Origin of the sequence: Chryseobacterium sediminis, from assembly GCF_008386505.1 — a bacterium.
Taxonomy (GTDB): Bacteria; Bacteroidota; Bacteroidia; order Flavobacteriales; family Weeksellaceae; genus Chryseobacterium; species Chryseobacterium sediminis.
Window position 1 is genome coordinate 2161197 of the sequence record NZ_VUNZ01000001.1, and the last position, 18288, is coordinate 2179484.

Annotated in this window: 17 protein-coding genes, 1 tRNA gene and 1 pseudogene; 5 read left to right on the plus strand and 14 right to left on the minus strand. The window is 35.1% G+C overall.

Translation table 11 applies throughout. From position 1 onward, the window contains the following. Nucleotides 1–181: 181 nt before the first annotated feature. From FW780_RS09870 to aceB, 11 genes are all read right to left on the minus strand, one after another. Nucleotides 182–1174 (minus strand): LuxE/PaaK family acyltransferase, encoded by a 993-nt coding sequence (locus tag FW780_RS09870; protein ID WP_149833423.1) that lies wholly within the window; start codon nucleotides 1172–1174, stop codon nucleotides 182–184. A 193-nt stretch (nucleotides 1175–1367) separates the two neighbouring features. Continuing rightward, nucleotides 1368–2138 carry a UDP-2,3-diacylglucosamine diphosphatase gene (locus tag FW780_RS09875; protein ID WP_149833424.1) on the minus strand — a complete coding sequence of 257 codons (771 nt, stop codon included), beginning with the start codon at nucleotides 2136–2138 and terminating at the stop codon, nucleotides 1368–1370. A gap of 20 nt (nucleotides 2139–2158) precedes the next feature. Continuing rightward, nucleotides 2159–2605, minus strand: a complete 447-nt coding sequence (locus FW780_RS09880; RefSeq protein ID WP_047386591.1) for a 6-pyruvoyl trahydropterin synthase family protein — start codon at nucleotides 2603–2605, stop codon at nucleotides 2159–2161. Between the two features lie 72 nt (nucleotides 2606–2677). Further along, a complete protein-coding gene (locus FW780_RS09885; RefSeq protein ID WP_149833425.1) occupies nucleotides 2678–4120 on the minus strand; it encodes a serine hydrolase in 1443 nt (480 codons plus the stop codon). 73 nt (nucleotides 4121–4193) lie between these two features. Beyond that, nucleotides 4194–4580, minus strand: a complete 387-nt coding sequence (locus tag FW780_RS09890; RefSeq protein ID WP_149833426.1) for a hypothetical protein — start codon at nucleotides 4578–4580, stop codon at nucleotides 4194–4196. A gap of 35 nt (nucleotides 4581–4615) precedes the next feature. Then, nucleotides 4616–5782, minus strand: a complete 1167-nt coding sequence (locus tag FW780_RS09895) for a hypothetical protein (protein ID WP_149833427.1) — start codon at nucleotides 5780–5782, stop codon at nucleotides 4616–4618. A gap of 71 nt (nucleotides 5783–5853) precedes the next feature. Next, complete coding sequence (locus FW780_RS09900; protein ID WP_149833428.1) at nucleotides 5854–6228, minus strand: hypothetical protein; 375 nt, start codon at nucleotides 6226–6228, stop codon at nucleotides 5854–5856. A gap of 187 nt (nucleotides 6229–6415) precedes the next feature. After that, entirely contained in the window at nucleotides 6416–6802 is a 387-nt protein-coding gene (locus tag FW780_RS09905) for an acyl-CoA thioesterase (RefSeq protein ID WP_149833429.1), read from the minus strand. 128 nt (nucleotides 6803–6930) lie between these two features. Further along, complete coding sequence (locus FW780_RS09910; protein WP_149833430.1) at nucleotides 6931–7503, minus strand: OmpH family outer membrane protein; 573 nt, start codon at nucleotides 7501–7503, stop codon at nucleotides 6931–6933. Nucleotides 7504–7681: 178 nt separating this feature from the next. Further along, on the minus strand, nucleotides 7682–8962 hold the full coding sequence (gene aceA, locus FW780_RS09915; RefSeq protein WP_149833431.1) for an isocitrate lyase: 1281 nt from the start codon (nucleotides 8960–8962) through the stop codon (nucleotides 7682–7684). Nucleotides 8963–9089: 127 nt separating this feature from the next. Next, on the minus strand, nucleotides 9090–10664 hold the full coding sequence (aceB, locus tag FW780_RS09920) for a malate synthase A (protein ID WP_149833432.1): 1575 nt from the start codon (nucleotides 10662–10664) through the stop codon (nucleotides 9090–9092). A gap of 126 nt (nucleotides 10665–10790) precedes the next feature. On the opposite strand from aceB, the gene FW780_RS09925 reads away from it, so the two are divergent. The 3 genes from FW780_RS09925 (at nucleotide 10791) to FW780_RS09935 (ending at nucleotide 14118) form a co-directional block, all read left to right on the plus strand. Further along, the gene (locus tag FW780_RS09925; RefSeq protein WP_149833433.1) at nucleotides 10791–12269 is read left to right on the plus strand and encodes a helix-turn-helix domain-containing protein; all 1479 of its coding nucleotides are present in this window, start codon (nucleotides 10791–10793) and stop codon (nucleotides 12267–12269) included. Nucleotides 12270–12608: 339 nt separating this feature from the next. After that, nucleotides 12609–13262 carry a ComF family protein gene (locus FW780_RS09930; RefSeq protein ID WP_149833434.1) on the plus strand — a complete coding sequence of 218 codons (654 nt, stop codon included), beginning with the start codon at nucleotides 12609–12611 and terminating at the stop codon, nucleotides 13260–13262. A gap of 169 nt (nucleotides 13263–13431) precedes the next feature. Beyond that, a complete protein-coding gene (locus FW780_RS09935; protein WP_149833435.1) occupies nucleotides 13432–14118 on the plus strand; it encodes an alpha/beta fold hydrolase in 687 nt (228 codons plus the stop codon). 1 nt (nucleotide 14119) lies between these two features. Here FW780_RS09935 and upp read toward each other — a convergent pair whose 3' ends face one another. Both upp and der read right to left on the minus strand, forming a co-directional pair. Further along, nucleotides 14120–14770 carry a uracil phosphoribosyltransferase gene (gene upp / locus FW780_RS09940; protein WP_149833436.1) on the minus strand — a complete coding sequence of 217 codons (651 nt, stop codon included), beginning with the start codon at nucleotides 14768–14770 and terminating at the stop codon, nucleotides 14120–14122. A gap of 161 nt (nucleotides 14771–14931) precedes the next feature. Continuing rightward, a complete protein-coding gene (gene der / locus FW780_RS09945) occupies nucleotides 14932–16242 on the minus strand; it encodes a ribosome biogenesis GTPase Der (RefSeq protein WP_149833437.1) in 1311 nt (436 codons plus the stop codon). Nucleotides 16243–16615: 373 nt separating this feature from the next. Here der and FW780_RS09950 point away from each other — a divergent pair. Next, nucleotides 16616–16686, plus strand: a tRNA-Gln gene (locus FW780_RS09950). Nucleotides 16687–16784: 98 nt separating this feature from the next. Here the strand turns inward: FW780_RS09950 and FW780_RS22790 are convergent. Continuing rightward, a pseudogene (locus FW780_RS22790) lies at nucleotides 16785–17003 on the minus strand (ISAon1 family transposase N-terminal region protein); the annotation flags it as partial. A gap of 543 nt (nucleotides 17004–17546) precedes the next feature. Here FW780_RS22790 and FW780_RS09955 point away from each other — a divergent pair. After that, nucleotides 17547–18287 (plus strand): hypothetical protein, encoded by a 741-nt coding sequence (locus FW780_RS09955; protein WP_149833438.1) that lies wholly within the window; start codon nucleotides 17547–17549, stop codon nucleotides 18285–18287. Nucleotide 18288: the final 1 nt, after the last annotated feature.

Below are 18288 nucleotides of genomic sequence, written 5' to 3' on the forward strand. Positions count from 1 at the left end.
TTGTACAATGTAAAGTGTATTTATGATGATCCGATCCCGTTAATAATAAGTATTATAAACGCAATGTTCACAAAGTTTTTTAGTTTACCAGCTGTTTAAAATGTTCGCAAAGGCGTTTCACTCAGCAAAATTGACAAGCGAAGCGAATTGACTATTCACAATTGCCTTTCCATTCAGCTTTTTAGCTTACCAGCAGACTACATCCTCTGATATCAGAATGGTCTATTCTTCCCAGCACCTGAAATTTGTCACCTACAATTTTACCTAAATCCTGTGTCGCAATAAACGAACATGAATGAGTATTGGCAAGATCGATAATATTAATAGCTCCGGTTCTTCCTTCTTTTTCATAGGCCAAAGGATCTTCTGCATTCCGAACCATAATTCTCATCCAGTTCGGGCATTCATATTCATTATTTCCAAGAGAATATGCCTGTGAAAGCAGTTCTGTCATGGAGTATTCTGAATAAATTTTGTCTGTTTTAAGACCGTCCTGTAAGATTTTCAGCAGTTCATCTTTGGTCATTTCTTCTTTTCTGCCTTTCATTCCTCCAGTTTCAATGACTACTAAGTTTTCAAGAAAATCCAGAGATTCTTCGCTTCTTTCAGAATGACAGTAGTCCAGAAAGTCAAGAAGAGCAAAAGAAACACCGAAAAGAATGACTTTTTTATCCTGAAGTTTATTCAATAATTCAAAAAGATCAGAATGGTTATAAAGGAAATATCCGTTTTCCAGCTTAGCAGATTTCTTCATCAGATAATCTACCATATGAATCAGTGATGAATTCTGCTTTTCCAGATAACTTGGAAGTAAACCCAGAAAAATAAAATCTTCAGGTTTCCCGATAAACTGTTCAAAACTTTTATAAATACTTTCTTCATACAGTTCCGGATCTGCAATGAAATGTTTTGATAAATTCATCTGTGTTGTTCCTGAACTTTGAAAAAACAGATCCGTTGTTACATTTTTATCCAGAATCTGATGGTTTTTGAACATTTCGATAGGCAAAAACGGAATCTTCTCCAAGCCGTCCACCTCATCAGGATTGACATTCAGAAAGTCAACGAATTTCCTGTATATTTCAACATTTTCATATTGATAACGAAATGTTTTCAATGATGCATTCAGGAAATCCTGTTCAGTCTGTATATTGAATATATTTTTTAATTCCATAACCTTTTGAACGCATTATAACCTCAGTATAGGGCAATTATAAAGATAAAATATTAATATTTAATAATTTTTTAATCTACAAATCATATTTTGGTAAGCTTCTTGCACATACCTGAACGGAATATGGATTAAAAACAAGAGTGGGTTTCGGCCCGTTCGAAAGTTACCTCTTTTTAGGGGTAATTTTTTTGCTTTATTTTTCAAAAGTCTTCAGTTCAAAATCCTTTTCAAAAACCCCGTAAGTAAAATAGGAAATCCAGTCTCCAAGGTTGATATATTTTGAATTCTGTTCCAGATCAAGCACCATTGGCAGATGTCTGTGTCCATAGATGAAATAGTCTATCTTCTCAGATTTCAGTTTTTCTTTGGAATAAATGATCAGGAACTCTTTATCTTCTCCGAGAAATGCTTTGTCTTCTTCTCCGGAAATCATTTTATTTTTCTGGGAAAGGTATAATGCAATTTTCATCGCAATATCTGGATGAAGCCATTTGAAGAACCATTGTGCCACCGGATTTGTGAATAATTTTTTCATTCTTTTATATCCTTTGTCACCAGGTCCCAGCCCATCTCCGTGGGCCAGCAAAAACTGCTTTCCTCCCATTTCAAAATATTGTTTCTGATAAAAAACAGTACAGCCAATTTCCTCTTCCAGATAATCTTTCATCCACAGATCATGGTTTCCGACAAAGAAATAGATATGAATTCCTCTGTCTTTAAGTTCTGCAATTTTTCCGAGTACCCGGATATATCCTTTGGGAACTACATGTTTCCACTCATGCCAGAAGTCAAAAAGATCACCCATTAAAAACAAAACCTGAGCATCTTCTTTAATCTCATCCATCCAGCGTATAAATTTTTCTTCACGCACTTTGCTCTCACTTGGAGTAGGAGCCCCAAAATGCTGATCTGAAGCAAAATATACTTTTTTTCCAGGTTCTAAATTAATTGTTGTTTTTAACACTTTCTGAGTTTTGGGGTAAATTATTGATTATCTTCTGCAAACCATTCTCCATAAGAGTTTTCTGTCTCATGAAGTTTTAGATAGGCTAAAGAAATTCCATCAGGAAGTTTTGATTTTACTTTAGCAGCAATAGCATACAACATATTTTCACAGGTTGGCTGAAAACTGCAATAGATTACTTTATGCCCTTTCTGTTCCAGATCATCTCCTAATTCTTTGTGTGGAGACAGAGCATTTACAAGAACCGCATGGTCCCATACATCTACAATTTCGGAATTTACGATACTTTTAATATCTCCGAAATCTACCACCATTCCATTTTTAGGATTTTCAATATCATTGATCGGTTTCCCCTTCACTGTTACAAACAGCTTATAGGAATGTCCATGCATATTTTTACATTTCCCATCGTAGTTGTACAGTACGTGAGCTGTTTCAAATGTAAAAATTTTTGTAATACGTATCATACTGCAAAGATATAATAAAACCGCTTAACACAGAAAAGACTCTTTCTATTACAGCGATATTAATATATCTTTTTAGTCGATTTTAAAGGTTAAATTATTATCCGCAGTTCCATCAATATTGATGGCATTGTAAGGTACAGAAAGCCAGCCGTTTTTATTCATTACAAATTTGAACTGATAGGTTTTCCCTTTTTCAAACTGAGATTTTGGCAATACCAACTCAAAAGTATTGTTCTTTTTCAGATTCATATAGTAGGTCTTATCATCAGGATTCCAATCATTAAATGAGCCGGTAACTGAAACATTTTTGATAAATTCCACGCTTTGCTTTTCAGGAAATTGGTAGAAAAAAACGACATTATCCTTTTCTGTACGATACCCATAGATTTCTTTTTTAAGATTGGGATGAATAAGAGGTTCAGACTTTGTATATTCTTCCGCCAATGTATAAGGATTTAGCAAACGTTTATCCATGATCCCTGCAATCTGATTCATCACCTGATACATCACCGCAAATTCTTTATATCCGTTGTACATCAATATAACAGCCATATTTTTGTCGGGGAAAATTCTGTAGGCACTCACATTTCCGCCAGAAAAATGATAGGACTTTATATTATTAAAAGTTCCCATATCCCATCCGTGAGTAAAGATGATATTTTTATCTTTATATTCAAATGGTTTCCACATCAGCTCTTGTGTGGCAGGTTTTAGAAAATCATTTTTGCTGAGATGGATACTCCATTGTAAAAAAGCAGGTAAGGTAATGGCCAGACCATTCGCGGGATGCGCTCTTCTCCCTTCTACAAATGTAGATTTATCATATTGATGTTTATCCTTGTTATAAATATATTTTACAATTCTGTTGGGAATTTTTTCAATAGAATTAGATGAAAACACCACCTGATTTTTAGAGCCTGAAAACTGATTCTTCAGGATATACTCTTCAAATTTTTCTCCGGTTACTTTTTCGATGATCATAGATATCAGCATATAATTGGTCTGGTTATATCTGTAATCAGTTCCGGTTTCAAATTCCATCTTTTCTTTTGACAGTCGGGCAATCACTTCGTCATTAGCTGTATCTACTGTAATATCACTAAAATTAATCCAGTCCGGTAATCCCGAAGAATGTGATAAAAGGTTTTTCACACGAACATTTTGCCATTCTGCAGGTACATTATCTATATATTTTGAGATTTTATCTTCCAAAGAAACTTTTCCCTGCTCTATAAGCTGAAAGAGCCCAACATTTGACATCAATTTTGTAGTAGAATAGACCCTGAACATAGAATTGGCATCTACTTTTTTATCTGTTTCTAAGGTTTCTGTTCCATAGTATTTCTGGAAGGTCACTTTATTATCCGTAACGATTCCTACAGCCATTCCAGGTATCTCATTAATTTGAATAACCTTTTTTATATAGCTATCAATTGTTTTTGACTGATCTGCTGTCTGACTATGACCTGTAAAGAAAAAGCTTAAAAAAAGTATCGTTAAAATAGAAGGCTTCATGGTAATGTTTGTTTGGTATTTCTCTATTAAAACAATTGCTGGTGTTATTATATTACATGGAGGGAAAAACTCTTTATTTTCCGGGAATCAATTTATCTGTTTCAAAACCTAATTCATTTAAATAATGAAGTCCGTTTTGTATTTCTATTGAATGAGTCCCCGACCATCCTTTTTTTAATCCCAATACAATAAGCTGTTTGATGTATTTGGGTTCATTAAGATTAACCTCATCTTCCAAGCCCGTCATTTTATTTACCAGCTTAATCCCTGATTTTAAAGGCTGTCCCATTATATAATCATCAGCGGTCAGGAATTTGATAATCAAAGGAGTTTTTTTCTGGCCACTTAGAAATATTTTTATAGTCAGAGTATTGGTTTCTGTTTCAGAATGAAATTGATCTGTTACAGAGTACAGATACTCGATATTATTAATAATGATTTTCCTCAACTTATTTTTCATTGCCTCATTTTATCTAACTTATTTCTAACTGAACTTTATTTTATTCTTTTTTCAAATTTATGAATGACTTTGTACTCTTTATCTTTAATGACAATGTCATAATTTCCTTTATCAAGGATTAAAAAACGGCTGTCTTTAGAATTATTGAGTTCAATGATATCTGCGGGAATTCCTTTTTGCTCAAATTCACCTTTTCGGTACGCAAAAACCATAACCGGATATGTTGAAAGTTGAGCAGCCGGAATTTTATAAAACTTTCGGTTTTCCTTCAGCATCCAGTCTGGCCTTCCTTTGATGTATTTTGTAACGGGATGAATGATTTTAATATCTGTGTACAATTCTTTGTCCTCACCGTTATAGATTATTTGGTTTTCATCTTTCAAAATAACAGGAACAGTATTGTTTACCAATCTCAAAAGTGGTTCATTATACTTCAATAAGCTTTTTTCTGAAAACTGAGTTTGGTCAATGGTAAATGGATTGATGCCGGTCAAGTCTGAAAGTCGGCCAGCCATCGTTTTCTCCCACGATTTATGAATACCTTCATAAGCATGCTGATATCCGCAATAAATCAAATATTTTCCATCTTTGTTTTGCTGCATAAAATCGGAAATATTTTTTGCTTCTCCAATTTCCCTTTCTTTATTATTGCCTTCAGCTTCATAGGGGAAAAGCTTGAACCCCATTTTCAGCGCATGGTAAATAAAGTTTCCGAATTCCGGTTCTTTGGAATAATATCCACTGTTGAGGGTTGCAAATTTTACGATATTTAGAGAATCACCTTCCAGTGTTTCGATTCCTAAATACCGGTATCCCCTGTCATACAAACCCTGAAGTAAAGAAGATGCAAAGGTTCTGTGGCTGGCATTATGATGAGCTTCATTGATGATGATGATTTTCTCGTTGGCGGCTTTTTCCAGAATATAGTCTTTTGCATTGACTGGAATTAATTTTGTGAATTTCAGACTGTCTGCAGAGCTTAGCTTTTTCACCCTTCCGAAAGTCTGGTCCCAGCTTTCCAGTGCAGATTTATATTGTCCGCTTATAGAGTAATATGTTGCTTCCATCTGACTTCTCCAGGATTGGATTTGGGCGGGATCTTCCACTTTCTTATTAATATCATCAGAAAACAAGTAAGGATTTTCCTGACCATAACCTGCCATGCTAAGAAACAGCAAAGCCAGTGAATAAAAGAACTTCATGTTATATAGTTTTTTTGATTTATAATACCATCCGGTAAGCAACAAATTTAAAGCCAATAACATAAGGAATTCTATAAGTTGTTAGCAAATCTTGATTTATTCACTGTTACTTTATTTTTAAAGATTTTATAGATGTGGTACTGATCAATATTGTTCTGAGTAATTAAAATAGGGGGTTCACTGTTCTCAAGAATAATTTTAGAATAGCCTAAATCCGATGAAAATGCGTTTGAGTTCCAGGAATAATACAACTCAACTGCTTTAACCTTACTAAAATCTATTTCTTTTTCTTTTCTGCTCTGCTTATCAAATATTATAATCTGCTGCCCTAAAATATTTATTTTAGCTTCTTCTTTTAAGTTCTGCAGATAATATTTTCTCCTGATGAGAGCTGTACCTAAAAAAAGGTAAGTAAGAAAAGAAAATATAAAAATTGGAATAATCACAGGAAATATTTTAAATGATTGAAAATCAACCCACTCCAAAACACTTTTCCGCAAAATAAAAACAGAAATAAAAATAGTAAAGCACAGATAAAAATATCCATATATCAAATTACCTAAAATTTTATACTTTTTATACTCAAACTCCATGTTAATAAATTAAAATCAGCCTATTTCTTTTCTTCCCTTATTAAAAAAACTTCTCGAGCCAGTCACTACCCAGACGTTTGATCTTCTTGGTATCCTGATCGAAGAGAATCCAAAGTGTACTTGAATCTACCACAAGTTCATCATTGCAGTAAAATTCGACTTTTCTTGGCTGTTTGGCTCCTTCAGGGGTCATGGGATAGGTTCTTACTGTAATATTATCATTCAGATACACCTGTTTTTTATATTGAATATGGTGATCCAGAAGCATCCAGGCATCGTTTACATATTCAGTTTGATGTTTTAAAAGATCCCAGTGTTCCGCTGCCACTTCTTCCACCCAATGTACATATTGTACATTATTTACATGGTTGTTCTGATCAATATGTTCTTCCGTTACCTTTATTTGTTTTTCGTACATTAAATTCATGCTCCTGAAAGTTTACTCAAATTTATCATTTTAAAACAGAACTCTCTTCATATTATTCCACACTTTTGCCCATAAAAAAACGGAATCAATGAATCTGATTCCGTTTTAATATTCAGTATATTGAATTATTATTTAGATTTCCCGGCAGGTTTAGCAGTAGTTGCTGAAGCTCCTAATTTACTTTTCACAAGAGCAGTGATATCTTCACTTCCATCATTGTAAACAAGATTATTGGTTTCCTGAGAGGCAATGTCAAAAACATAATTGATCCCTTTTTCTTTAGCAGCAGCTGAAATAGCCGCTCTTACTTTTTGCTGTAATGGAGTAAACAATTCATTTTGCTTTGCAGAAATATCTTTAGCAGCCTGCGCTCTTGCTTCCTCAATTTTTTTACCTAACCCTTGCAATTCTGTTTGTGCTGCAATCAGTTCTTTAGTTACCGCTTCTTTATTAGCCTCGCTTAAAGTTTTTTCTTTATCCTGTGCTGCTTTCAGCTTAGTCTGATAATCCGTGATTAATTTTTCAATTTCAGTCTGCTTGGTTTTTGTCAGGTTATCTACAGTTGCACTTATTGTTTTTACTTCAGATAAACTTGCAAAAATATCATCAGTGTTCACGCTTCCAATTTTCTGTTGAGCTTTTGCAGCATTTGCAGTAAGTGTTAATCCTAATGTAATAAAAAGTACTTTGATTAAATTCATTTTTAATAATTTTTTCGTCCCCAAATATAATTCAAATTTCAATTACTTATCCTATGAGATTTATCCCTTTATTATCTGAAACTTAAATAAATTAAAAATAGACTCCAAAACGTGTTAAACAAAGAAAAACCTTCCCAATAAAGAAGGTTTAACATCAAAAAATATGGAAAAAAAATGACTAATGGAATTGTGCAGTTTCCGTAGAATCTTTCATCGCTACGGTAGCTGAGGAACCGTTTGTAACAACATTCTGTATTTCATCAAAATACCCTGTTCCTACAAAAGACTGATGCTTCACCGCTCTGAATCCTTTCTGCTGCAGGGCAAATTCACGCTCCTGCAGTTCTGAGTATCCGGCCATTCCTCTTTCTTTATACGCTAATGCCAATTCAAACATTGCCGTATTCAAAGCATGGAAACCTGCTAATGTAATAAACTGGAACTTGTAGCCCATTTTTGCCAGCTCTTCACGGAAAGTAGACATCTCTTCCACACTTAGCCTTGCAGCCCAGTTGAATGAAGGGGAACAATTATATGCAAGCATTTTCCCAGGGAATTTTGCATGAATTCCTTCTGCAAATCTTCTTGCCTGCTCCAGATCCGGGTTTGAGGTTTCCATCCAGATCAGATCAGCGTATGGAGCATAGGACAATCCTCTGTCGATTCCCTGTTCTACTCCGTTTCTTACTACATAGAATCCTTCAACAGTTCTTTCACCTGTTACAAATTTTTTATCTCTGTCATCAATATCAGAAGTCAGTAAATCTGCTGCATCTGCATCTGTTCTTGCAATAATAAGGCTCGGTACTCCCAATACATCGGCTGCCAGACGTGCAGCAATCAGTTTGTTGACAGCTTCCTGAGTAGGTACCAATACTTTTCCGCCCAGATGTCCGCATTTTTTTGCTGAAGAAAGCTGATCTTCAAAGTGAACGGCAGCGGCTCCTGCTTCTATCATCTGCTTCATCAGTTCAAAAGCATTCAGATTACCTCCAAAACCTGCTTCTGCATCTGCAATGATAGGTACCAGATATTCTTTATCTCCGGTTCCGCTCACAGACTGTACCTGATCTGCCCTCAATAAGGCATTATTAATTTTCTTTACTACAGAAGGTACTGAATTGGCAGGATACAATGATTGATCCGGATACATTTCTCCTGACAGATTAGCATCTGCCGCCACCTGCCATCCTGAAAGATAAATAGCTTCCAGTCCGGCATCTACTTCCTGTACCGCCTGATTGCCTGTAAGCGCTCCAAGTCCTGCCACATAATCCTGGTTATTTAATTTATTCCAGAATTTTTTGGACATTTCCGTAGCAATGGTATACTCTATGGTATAAGAACCGCGAAGTTTTAAAACTTCTGCTGCTGTATAAGGCCTTTTCACACCATTCCAGCGTGGGTTTGTCAACCAGTCTTGCTCTATAGCCTGGATTTGTTCTTGTCTTGTTTTCATAATATTTGGATTTTGTTTGATTAGCTTTGAGAGTAATTTTGTTGCTAGATGCTGGTTCTATTGTTACTTGTTAATTGATGATCTGGTTTTCAACCAGCAACTATAAAACCAGCAACCAAAATTCTTCCTAAATAAAAGGATAAGCTTTAAGGGTTAGAAATTCTTCAAATTTTTCAGAGAAGATCAATTCATTGAATAGTTCTTTGGCAAGGTTGAATTTTCCGTTTTTGAAACGGGTTTCACCTACATACTTTTCAACATTGTCCATTTCTTCGCTTTCCCACTGTAAAATCATATTTCGGGTCAGCGTTCTGTCATCACTCAGCACCGCTTCATTTTTCAGCCATTGCCAGATCTGTGTTCTTGAGATCTCTGCAGTAGCGGCATCTTCCATTAGATTATAAATGGCAGCAGCACCGGTTCCCATCAGCCAGCTTTCGAGGTAAAGAATCCCTACGTTGATATTTTTTCTGACTCCTTTTTCGGTAATATTACCTTTGGGAATTTCCAACAGGTTACTTTCTGTTATATGATATTCAAATTTTTTATCAATCTGGTTTTTGGAAGGCATATGCTTGTCAAAAATTTCTTTTGCCACTGAAACTAATGCAGGGTGTGCTACCCATGTTCCGTCATGACCGTTTTTCACTTCCCTTTCTTTATCATTTCTTACTTTTTCAAAAGCAATATTATTGGCTTCATCATTATCCTTTACAGGAATTTGAGCTGCCATTCCGCCGATAGCGTGTACATTTCTCCTATGGCATATTTCAATAACTCTTTTTGAATAGGCACTCATAAAAGGAGAAGTCATGGTCACCTGATCTCTGTCCGGTACAATAAACTCCGGAAGGTTTCTGAATTTTTTGATATAGGAAAAAATATAGTCCCATCTGCCACAGTTCAGTCCTGCACTGTGTTCTTTTAATTCAAATAAAATTTCATCAATCTGAAATGAAGCAGTAATTGTTTCTATTAAAACTGTAGCTTTAATTGTTCCCTGCTGAATTCCCAGATAGTTTTGAGCAAAGACAAAAACCTCATTCCACCAACGGGCTTCTTTATAATGTTCCAGTTTCGGAAGGTAAAAGTAAGGACCACTTCCCTTTTCTAAAAGCGACTTTGCATTTCTGAAAAAATACAGTCCAAAATCAATCAGCGATCCGGAAGCCTTTTCACCATTGATTTCAATATGTTTCTCAGGAAGATGAAGCCCACGGGGACGAACCAGTAAAACTGCAGTTTTTTCATTAAGCTTATAGGCTTTTCCTGTTTCATTTACAAAATCAATAGTCCGATTGATAGCATCAGAAAGATTAATCTGCCCATGAATACAGTTTTCCCAAACCGGCGAACTGCTGTCCTCAAAATCTGCCATAAATGTAGAAGCTCCTGAGTTTAAGGCATTAATAATCATCTTACGGTCTACGGGCCCTGTAATCTCTACTCTTCTGTCTGACAGATCTTCCGGCAGAGAGGCACATACCCAATTTCCATTTCGGATATCTTCTGTTTCTTTTAAAAATTGAGGAAGATTTCCCTGATCAAAATGCTGCTGTGTATTTTTTCTTTCTTTTAAAAGTTCAAGTCTTTTATGATTGAAGTTCTGATGAAGTGCAATCAGAAAATCTGCCAAATCCGGAGTAAAAACTGCTTCAAACTGCTTCTGAGCTTTTATTTCTAATTGAGTCTTGGTTTCCATAACATATTGATTTTGTGATTTGATACTACAAACATAAATAAAAATTTTCACAAACAGCGAACGTTCGCTAAATTTATTTAAAAATTATTATGCGAATAATCGCATCTAATTATTTATATTTGAGTAATGAATTCAGAAAGCGACTTTATCAAAACGGTTTTCGGGTTAAAACTGAAACAGCAGAGACAAAAGAAAAACTGGTCTCTGCAGGATCTTGCCGTAAAGACAGGATTATCAAAATCTTACCTTAACGAAATTGAAAACGGAAAAAAATATCCCAAACATGATAAGATCATTCAACTTTCTGAAGCATTGAGTTGTACTTTTGATGATCTGGTTTCCACCAAACTCGATAAAAGTCTGGCACCTTTCAATGAAATTCTGCAGTCTGATTTTTTTAAAGAAGTTCCATTGGAGCTATTTGGGATCAATAAAAACAATCTCATCAGTATCATCAGTGATGCTCCCAAAAAAGTGACGGCTTTCATCAATGCACTGATCGAGATTTCCCAGAATTACAATCTTGGAAAGGAAAGATTTTATTTTGCAGTGCTAAGGTCATTCCAGGAGTTATATGACAATTATTTTCCGGAAATTGAAGAAAAAGTAAGTCTGTTTACTCAGGAGAATAATGTAAAACCCAACAAAAATTTAAAATCTGAGATTCTGGAAAAAATTCTTGCAGAAAAGTTCAGCTATACGATTCAATCTGAAGATTTTGAGAAATATGGGACTTTGGACAACCTTCGCTCGCTTTTTATTCCGGAGAAAAAATTATTACTGCTGAACCAAAAACTGGAAAAGGATCAGAAAACATTTATCCTTGCTAAAGAAATCGGATTCAATGTTCTGGAACTAAAAATACGCCCGAATACGTATTCATGGCTTGACTTCGGAAGTTTTGAGGAAATTCTTAATAATTTTTACGCTTCTTATTTTGCAGGCGCTTTGTTGATTTCAAAAGAGCCAGTCATTGAGAAAACATCTGAATTTTTCCAACATAATACCTGGGAATCTAAAAATTTTGAGAATCTTATCAACAGTTTTACCCGTTCTCCTGAAACTTTCTACTACCGCCTGACTAATATTCTTTCGGCTGAAATGGGAATTAAGGATTTATTTTATCTGTGTCTGGTTAAAAAGAAAAATTCAGATAAGATTCAGATTTTAAAAGAACTTCACCTGAATCATCAGCAAGCTCCTCATGCCAACGCAATGAACGAACACTATTGCAGAAGATGGATTGCCGTGAAGAATCTTGATCATTTAAAAGAAAATGAAACTCTTACGGACGCTCAGATTTCTCATTATAAGGATCAGGGAATAAGCTATCTGGTTATTTCTACTTCACAAAAAAATCCTTTTTCGGATGGAAGCAACAGAAGTTACTGTTTAGGTATTTTATTGAATTCTCAAACGATCAAAAAAATAAGCTTCATAAAATCTCCTTCTCTGAAAACAATCAATGTAGGAGTTACCTGTGAATCATGCAGCATTGCAGATTGTGAAGTGAGACAAGCACCGCCTGTACGACTGGAAAAGGAACATTTTAATCTGAGTATGAAAAATTCTGTGGAGAAGATAAGGAAGAGGTTTGAGAATTAAAGGGTGAATGATGGAATCGTCAATCTGCTTCGCTGTGAATTTTAAATATGTTTTAGAGATACGTGATGCGGGGTTGTGAATACTCAATTTCTTGTTTTAACCCTAAGGCCAATGTGTTAATCTTAAACGCTGAGCTCGCAAAGTTTTCTATTATACTTTAGAGTATTTTGATCGCAATGGCGTTACACTCAAAAAGACTTTCCCCCAGCTAAATGAAATGCTCTTGCGAGCAATACGAAAGCAACAAACTTTGCGAATATTAGCATTAATAATAAATTCATTATTGACTTTGCGAAGCCAAAATTGACATTTTTTTATATCTTAGTACAAAACACACTTATGATACTGGATATATTGTTTCCAAACCGTTGCATCCATTGCAACAGAATCATTGATTCTGAACTTTTGGTATGTGATCTTTGTTTTAGCAAGATTTACTTTACCCATTATTCCTATTTTGAAAATAATCCGATTAAGGAAAAATGCAGTTTGTTTTTTCCTGTTGAAAACACGTTTGCTTTACTACAATTTGAGGAGGAAAGCCTAAGCCGACAGATTATTCATGAACTGAAATACAAAGGGCGCGAAAAAGCAGGAAAGATCCTTGCAGACTGGACAACAGAACGCCTGGACTTTAAGAACGAAAAACCAGATTTGTTGGTGAGCGTTCCTCTTCACACAAAGAAACTCAAGGAACGCGGATATAATCAGCTTCATTTATTTACTGAAACTTTAGGGGCATTTTATGACATCCCTTTTGATCATCAATTAATCAAACGAAATCATTATTCCAAGGCACAGGCTTTAAAAGATAAAAAACACAGATTGGAAACTGTCAATACATTCTCTGTTACAAAACCGGTTTCAGGGAAACATATTCTTCTTGTTGACGATGTTTTTACCACAGGTAATACCATTTCATCGGTTGCATGGGAGATTTTAAATGCCGGAACTAATAAAGTGAGTGTACTGGTAATGGCAATGGATCTTTGAGAGGGGTTGCGGAGTATGAGGTTCGAGATTCGAGGTCTAGGGATTTTCAGCACGGAAACATGTTTAAAAATATTCTCAAACTCCAGAACTTTCAGCCCCTCCGACACAATCACTCATTCAATTTTTTCCATTCAATTCTTTTTCCTAATTTTCCGGAAACTAAACAACTATGCCACATCTGCTTTTATTACATGGAGCTTTAGGTCACAGCGACATTTTTACACCTTATCTGAATACATTATCTCAGTATTTTACTGTACACACTCCTTTGTTTTCAGGTCATGGAGATTTGGAACTTCCGGCTGAAGGAATTAGTATTGAAAAGTATACTCAGGAATTATCAGAATATTGTGAAGTGAATAATCTGGCAGATGTATTTATTTTCGGTCATAGTATGGGAGGTTATGCAGCGCTTTGCTATGCAATGAAGAGTCATGAAAATGTAAATTCTATTATCACTCTGGGAACAAAGTTTGACTGGACTGAGGAGCAAGCTTTAAAAGAAAGTAAAATGCTTAATCCTGATGTCATTCTTGAGAAAATTCCACAGTATGCCCAACTTTTAGAATCACAGCACGGATCAAAGTGGAAGCAGCTTCTTCTCGCTATTGCTGATCTGATGATTGATTTAGGTAAAAATCCTCCGTTGGAAAATAATCTTGCAACGATTAATATTCCCGTTCAAATCATGGTAGGTGATAAAGATAATATGGTAACCATCGAAGAAAGTTCCAGAGTTTACAGGAGTCTTCCGAATGCAAAATTGGCCGTACTTCCAGATACAAAACATCCACTGGATAAAGTACGACCAAGTCTATTGTTGAACTTAATAAAAGATTTCTGGAATCTTTCTTAAATTATCTTTGAAGTTTTTCTCCGTAGCTAAGATCTCCCGCATCTCCTAAACCAGGAGTAATATACCCTTTTGATGTTAGCTCTTCATCAATAGCTCCTACCCAGATGTGAGCTTCAGGATAGGCATTCTGAATAGTTTCAACGCCTTGTTTTGAAGCAATAGCTGCGACAATATGAAGTTGGGTTGGATTTCCATTGGTTAGCAGGTCTTTGATGGCTTCAATTAAAGAAGCACCAGTAGCCAGCATCGGGTCTGCTACAATTAAAGGTCTGCCTTCGATGTTTGGGCATGTCAGATAATCCTGTTTGATTGAGAAATAATCGTTTGCATCGTGTTTTCTGTAGGCTGCCACAAAACCACAGTCTGCTCTGTCAAGATAGCTCAGAATTCCTTCAAACAAAGGAACTCCTGCTCTTAAAATAGTTGTAATAACAGGCTGTACAGCAATTTCCCTGCTTTTTATTGTATCTAAAGGAGTTTGAATTTCAACTTCTCTGTACTCCAGACCTTTACTGATTTCAAAAGCGGCAATCTCTCCGATTCTTTCCATATTTCTTCTGAATCTCATTCGGTCATGCTGGATATTAACGTTTCTAAGTTCGTTAATCCATTCATTGACAAGAGAAAAGTGTTGCGATAAAATAGTAAGCATGAAAATTTTATTTTTAATTTCAGTTAATTGATATTAATTCCTGCAAAATTACAACTAAAAAACGAATTGAAAGATTGAGCTAAATGAGAAATCCCGTTGTAATTTTATAAAAAACTCCGGCAAGCTTCGCTTGCCGGAGTTTCAGTGAACACTTGTTCTTATTATTTTTGTCTGAAATATACTTCAATCGGAACTCCGGTAAACCCGAATTCTTTCCTCAACTGATTTTCAGTAAATCTTTTATAAGGTTCCTTCACGTACTGCGGAAGGTTACAGAAGAATACAAACTGTGGTGACGGCGTAGGAAGCTGAACACAATATTTGATCTTGATATATTTTCCTTTCAATGCTGGTGGTGGAGTATTTTCAAAGATCGGAAGCATTACTTCATTCAATTTTGAAGTTTTAATTTTCTTCTTACGGTCTTCATAAACCTCCATTGCTACTTCTACAGCTTTTAAGATTCTTTGTTTCGTTAAAGCTGAAACAAATAGGATAGGAATATCCTGGAACTGACCGATTTTGTCTTTGATTGATTTTTCAAAATCACGCATTGTATTGGTCTGCTTGTCTTCGATCAAATCCCATTTATTAACAAGGATTACAATTCCTTTTCTGTTTTTCTGAGCCAGTCCGAAGATGTTCATATCCTGAGATTCCCATCCTTGTGTAGCATCCACCATAATGATAACTACGTCTGAATACTCAATAGAACGGATAGATCTCATTACAGAATAGAATTCAAGGTCTTCGCTTACCTTTGATTTTCTTCTCATCCCTGCAGTATCTACCAGTACAAACTCATGCCCGAATTTGTTATATAAAGTCTGAATACTGTCTCTTGTAGTTCCTGCAATATCTGTTACAATATTTCTTTCAGTATCCAGCAAAGCGTTTGTCATTGTAGATTTCCCTACGTTTGGACGCCCTGCAATGGTGATTTTAGGCAATCCTTCAAAAGGATCTTTATATTCTGTTGTTGGAAAGTCTCTAACGATATCATCTAAGATTTCTCCTGTTCCTGAACCGGTAGCAGAAGAAATAGTGTAATATTTATCAATTCCTAACTGATAGAATTCTGTTGCCGGAAGTTCTTCTTTGGCAGAATCTACTTTATTGATAACGATATAAATCGGTTTATTGGATCTTCTTAATAATCTGTAAATTTCATAATCTGTATCAGTAAGTCCTTCTTCCACATTCATCATAAAGATAATGGAAGTAGCCTCTTCTACAGCTAATTGTACCTGCTTACGGATTTCCTCTTCAAAGATATCATCTGTACCTACATCATAACCTCCGGTATCAATTACAGTAAAATCTACCCCGTTCCAGTCTGATTTTCCGTAGTGACGGTCTCTGGTAACACCGGCTGTAGAATCTACAATAGCTTCTCTTCTTTCTAATAAACGATTAAAAAGCGTGGATTTTCCTACGTTGGGACGTCCAACGATTGCGACAATATTTGACATAAAAAATGTTTAATAATCCTTCTGCTTCTGCTCAGGATATGTTATTAATGGGTTACTCCAACTTTTGGAGCCCAATTTTTTGCAAAGATAAGACTTTATTATTTAATGAGACTTCTGAGGATGGGAGCTGGAAGAGGGAGGCTGGAAGCTACTGTTCATCGAAGAATCCACAATAAACATTCTTCTTAAAATTAAACAAACAGCATTCATAATTATGCTATTTTCCTCTAAAAACTATTTTTTTGTTTTTTTTATTCAAAAATAATTATTTGGATATCAATAAGTAAAGCAGTTACTCCAGTATTATGTTAATTAATCTTTAATTTTGATTTTCATATTTAAAATAAATTCTATAATTTCGCAACATAGAAACAGACCTATAGTGTAACGGTAGCACTCCGGTTTTTGGTACCGTCAGTCGGGGTTCGAATCCCTGTGGGTCTACAAACCATCCTTTTTTAAGGGTGGTTTTTGTTTTTTATTCCCTTTTTGAAAAATAAAAAAAGGAGATACTGAATTAGTCATAAAAGGCTAAGCTCTCTCTATAATGATTCTCCAGTAGTTTTATCAATCCTTCTCCTCCTTTTGATATGAAGCAGAACCCGTTTTCCCCTCAAAGGAAAATCTTCAACAAGAACCGAAGAGTGAAAACCATTAGAATGATACAGACGATGGGTGAATTCTTGGGGAATGATATTCTTCTCCTTAAAATCGATAGGAAGCACTCCATCAACTTCTTCTGCTTTTATGATATCAAAGGACTCTACTAAAAATCCTGAAGTAAGAGTTTTACCAGTTTATCAGGAATATATATATATTCCAAATTTAAAAACTTAACACTACATCCACAACTTTTGAGACTGATCCCATGTATGGTACTCATATAAAATATTGATGAATTGATTATTAATTCACACCTTCTTATTTCGGTTAAAAATACGTCTTACTGCAACTACAGGATAGCGAGGTCAAAAAACTTTTATAGGGACCAAAAAACAATGAAATTTGCACTCTAAAGAATGTGAATGATCATTGGAGTCAAAAAAATACACCAAGAAAACAGCATAGAAAAAATGTAAAAAAATGTAGTTGATTTAAAATAAAATTACAAAAAAAACATTGCGAAAATATAAGTTTTCTAAGTTGTAACCCTATTAATAATTCACTAATTGACAGTACGATAAAAGAGGGCGAAAATCAATAATTGTTCAAAAGAAATAGAATTCTATTTACCTACAATAAGTCTATCAAGAATAGACTTTCCCTCAAATCATCAATTTTATAAAAACTAATTTCCAATAATAATGAAAGTACCATTAAAAACAATATTTAGCTGGTTTGAAAAGGGTGATATCCCCACAGAACAGCAGTTTCAGCAGACCTTTTCTTCATTCCGTCATTTAGATGAAAATATCAAGATGGATGAGGTAATGGGTTTAAATGAAACTTTTCAAAAAACGGTATCCAGCACAACTTTTACAAATCATCTGCAAGATGAAGGCGCACACGATTTAGTGCTCGCAAAACTTAATGCATCCAATCTTACTGCTAGAAATGTGGAAGAATGGAAAGAAAAATTAAAGATCAAACTAGCCGCCACTATAGACAATGATGAAGAGACCGGAAATGTCTATACAAAGGAGCAAATCGAGGAAATTGTAAATATACTTCAGGCAAAAGATAATGAAATGCTTGAGCTGACTGCAAAAATCAACGAAATACTAACCTCGAATGATGATAACCTTGATAAGCTTCAGAAAATCGTAGACTACATCAAAGAAAACAGGGAGCAGATAGAATTGCTTAAAGGTTCAGGAGCAAATTCTTCCTTTGGAGGAATTGTAAGACCTACTGATAATATTATTGTTAAGCCGGGATCAGCAAAATGGTTTTGGGCAGGGAGTGGAGTTTACGAAAATGCTTCAGGAGTTACGATTGAAAATTTCGGAATAATTTCTTTTGACGGTTTTGTTTGGTCTGTTCTGGAGATTAATATACCTGGAGGGGGAACAGATGGTTTTATTGATTTAACACAAGAAGATTAAA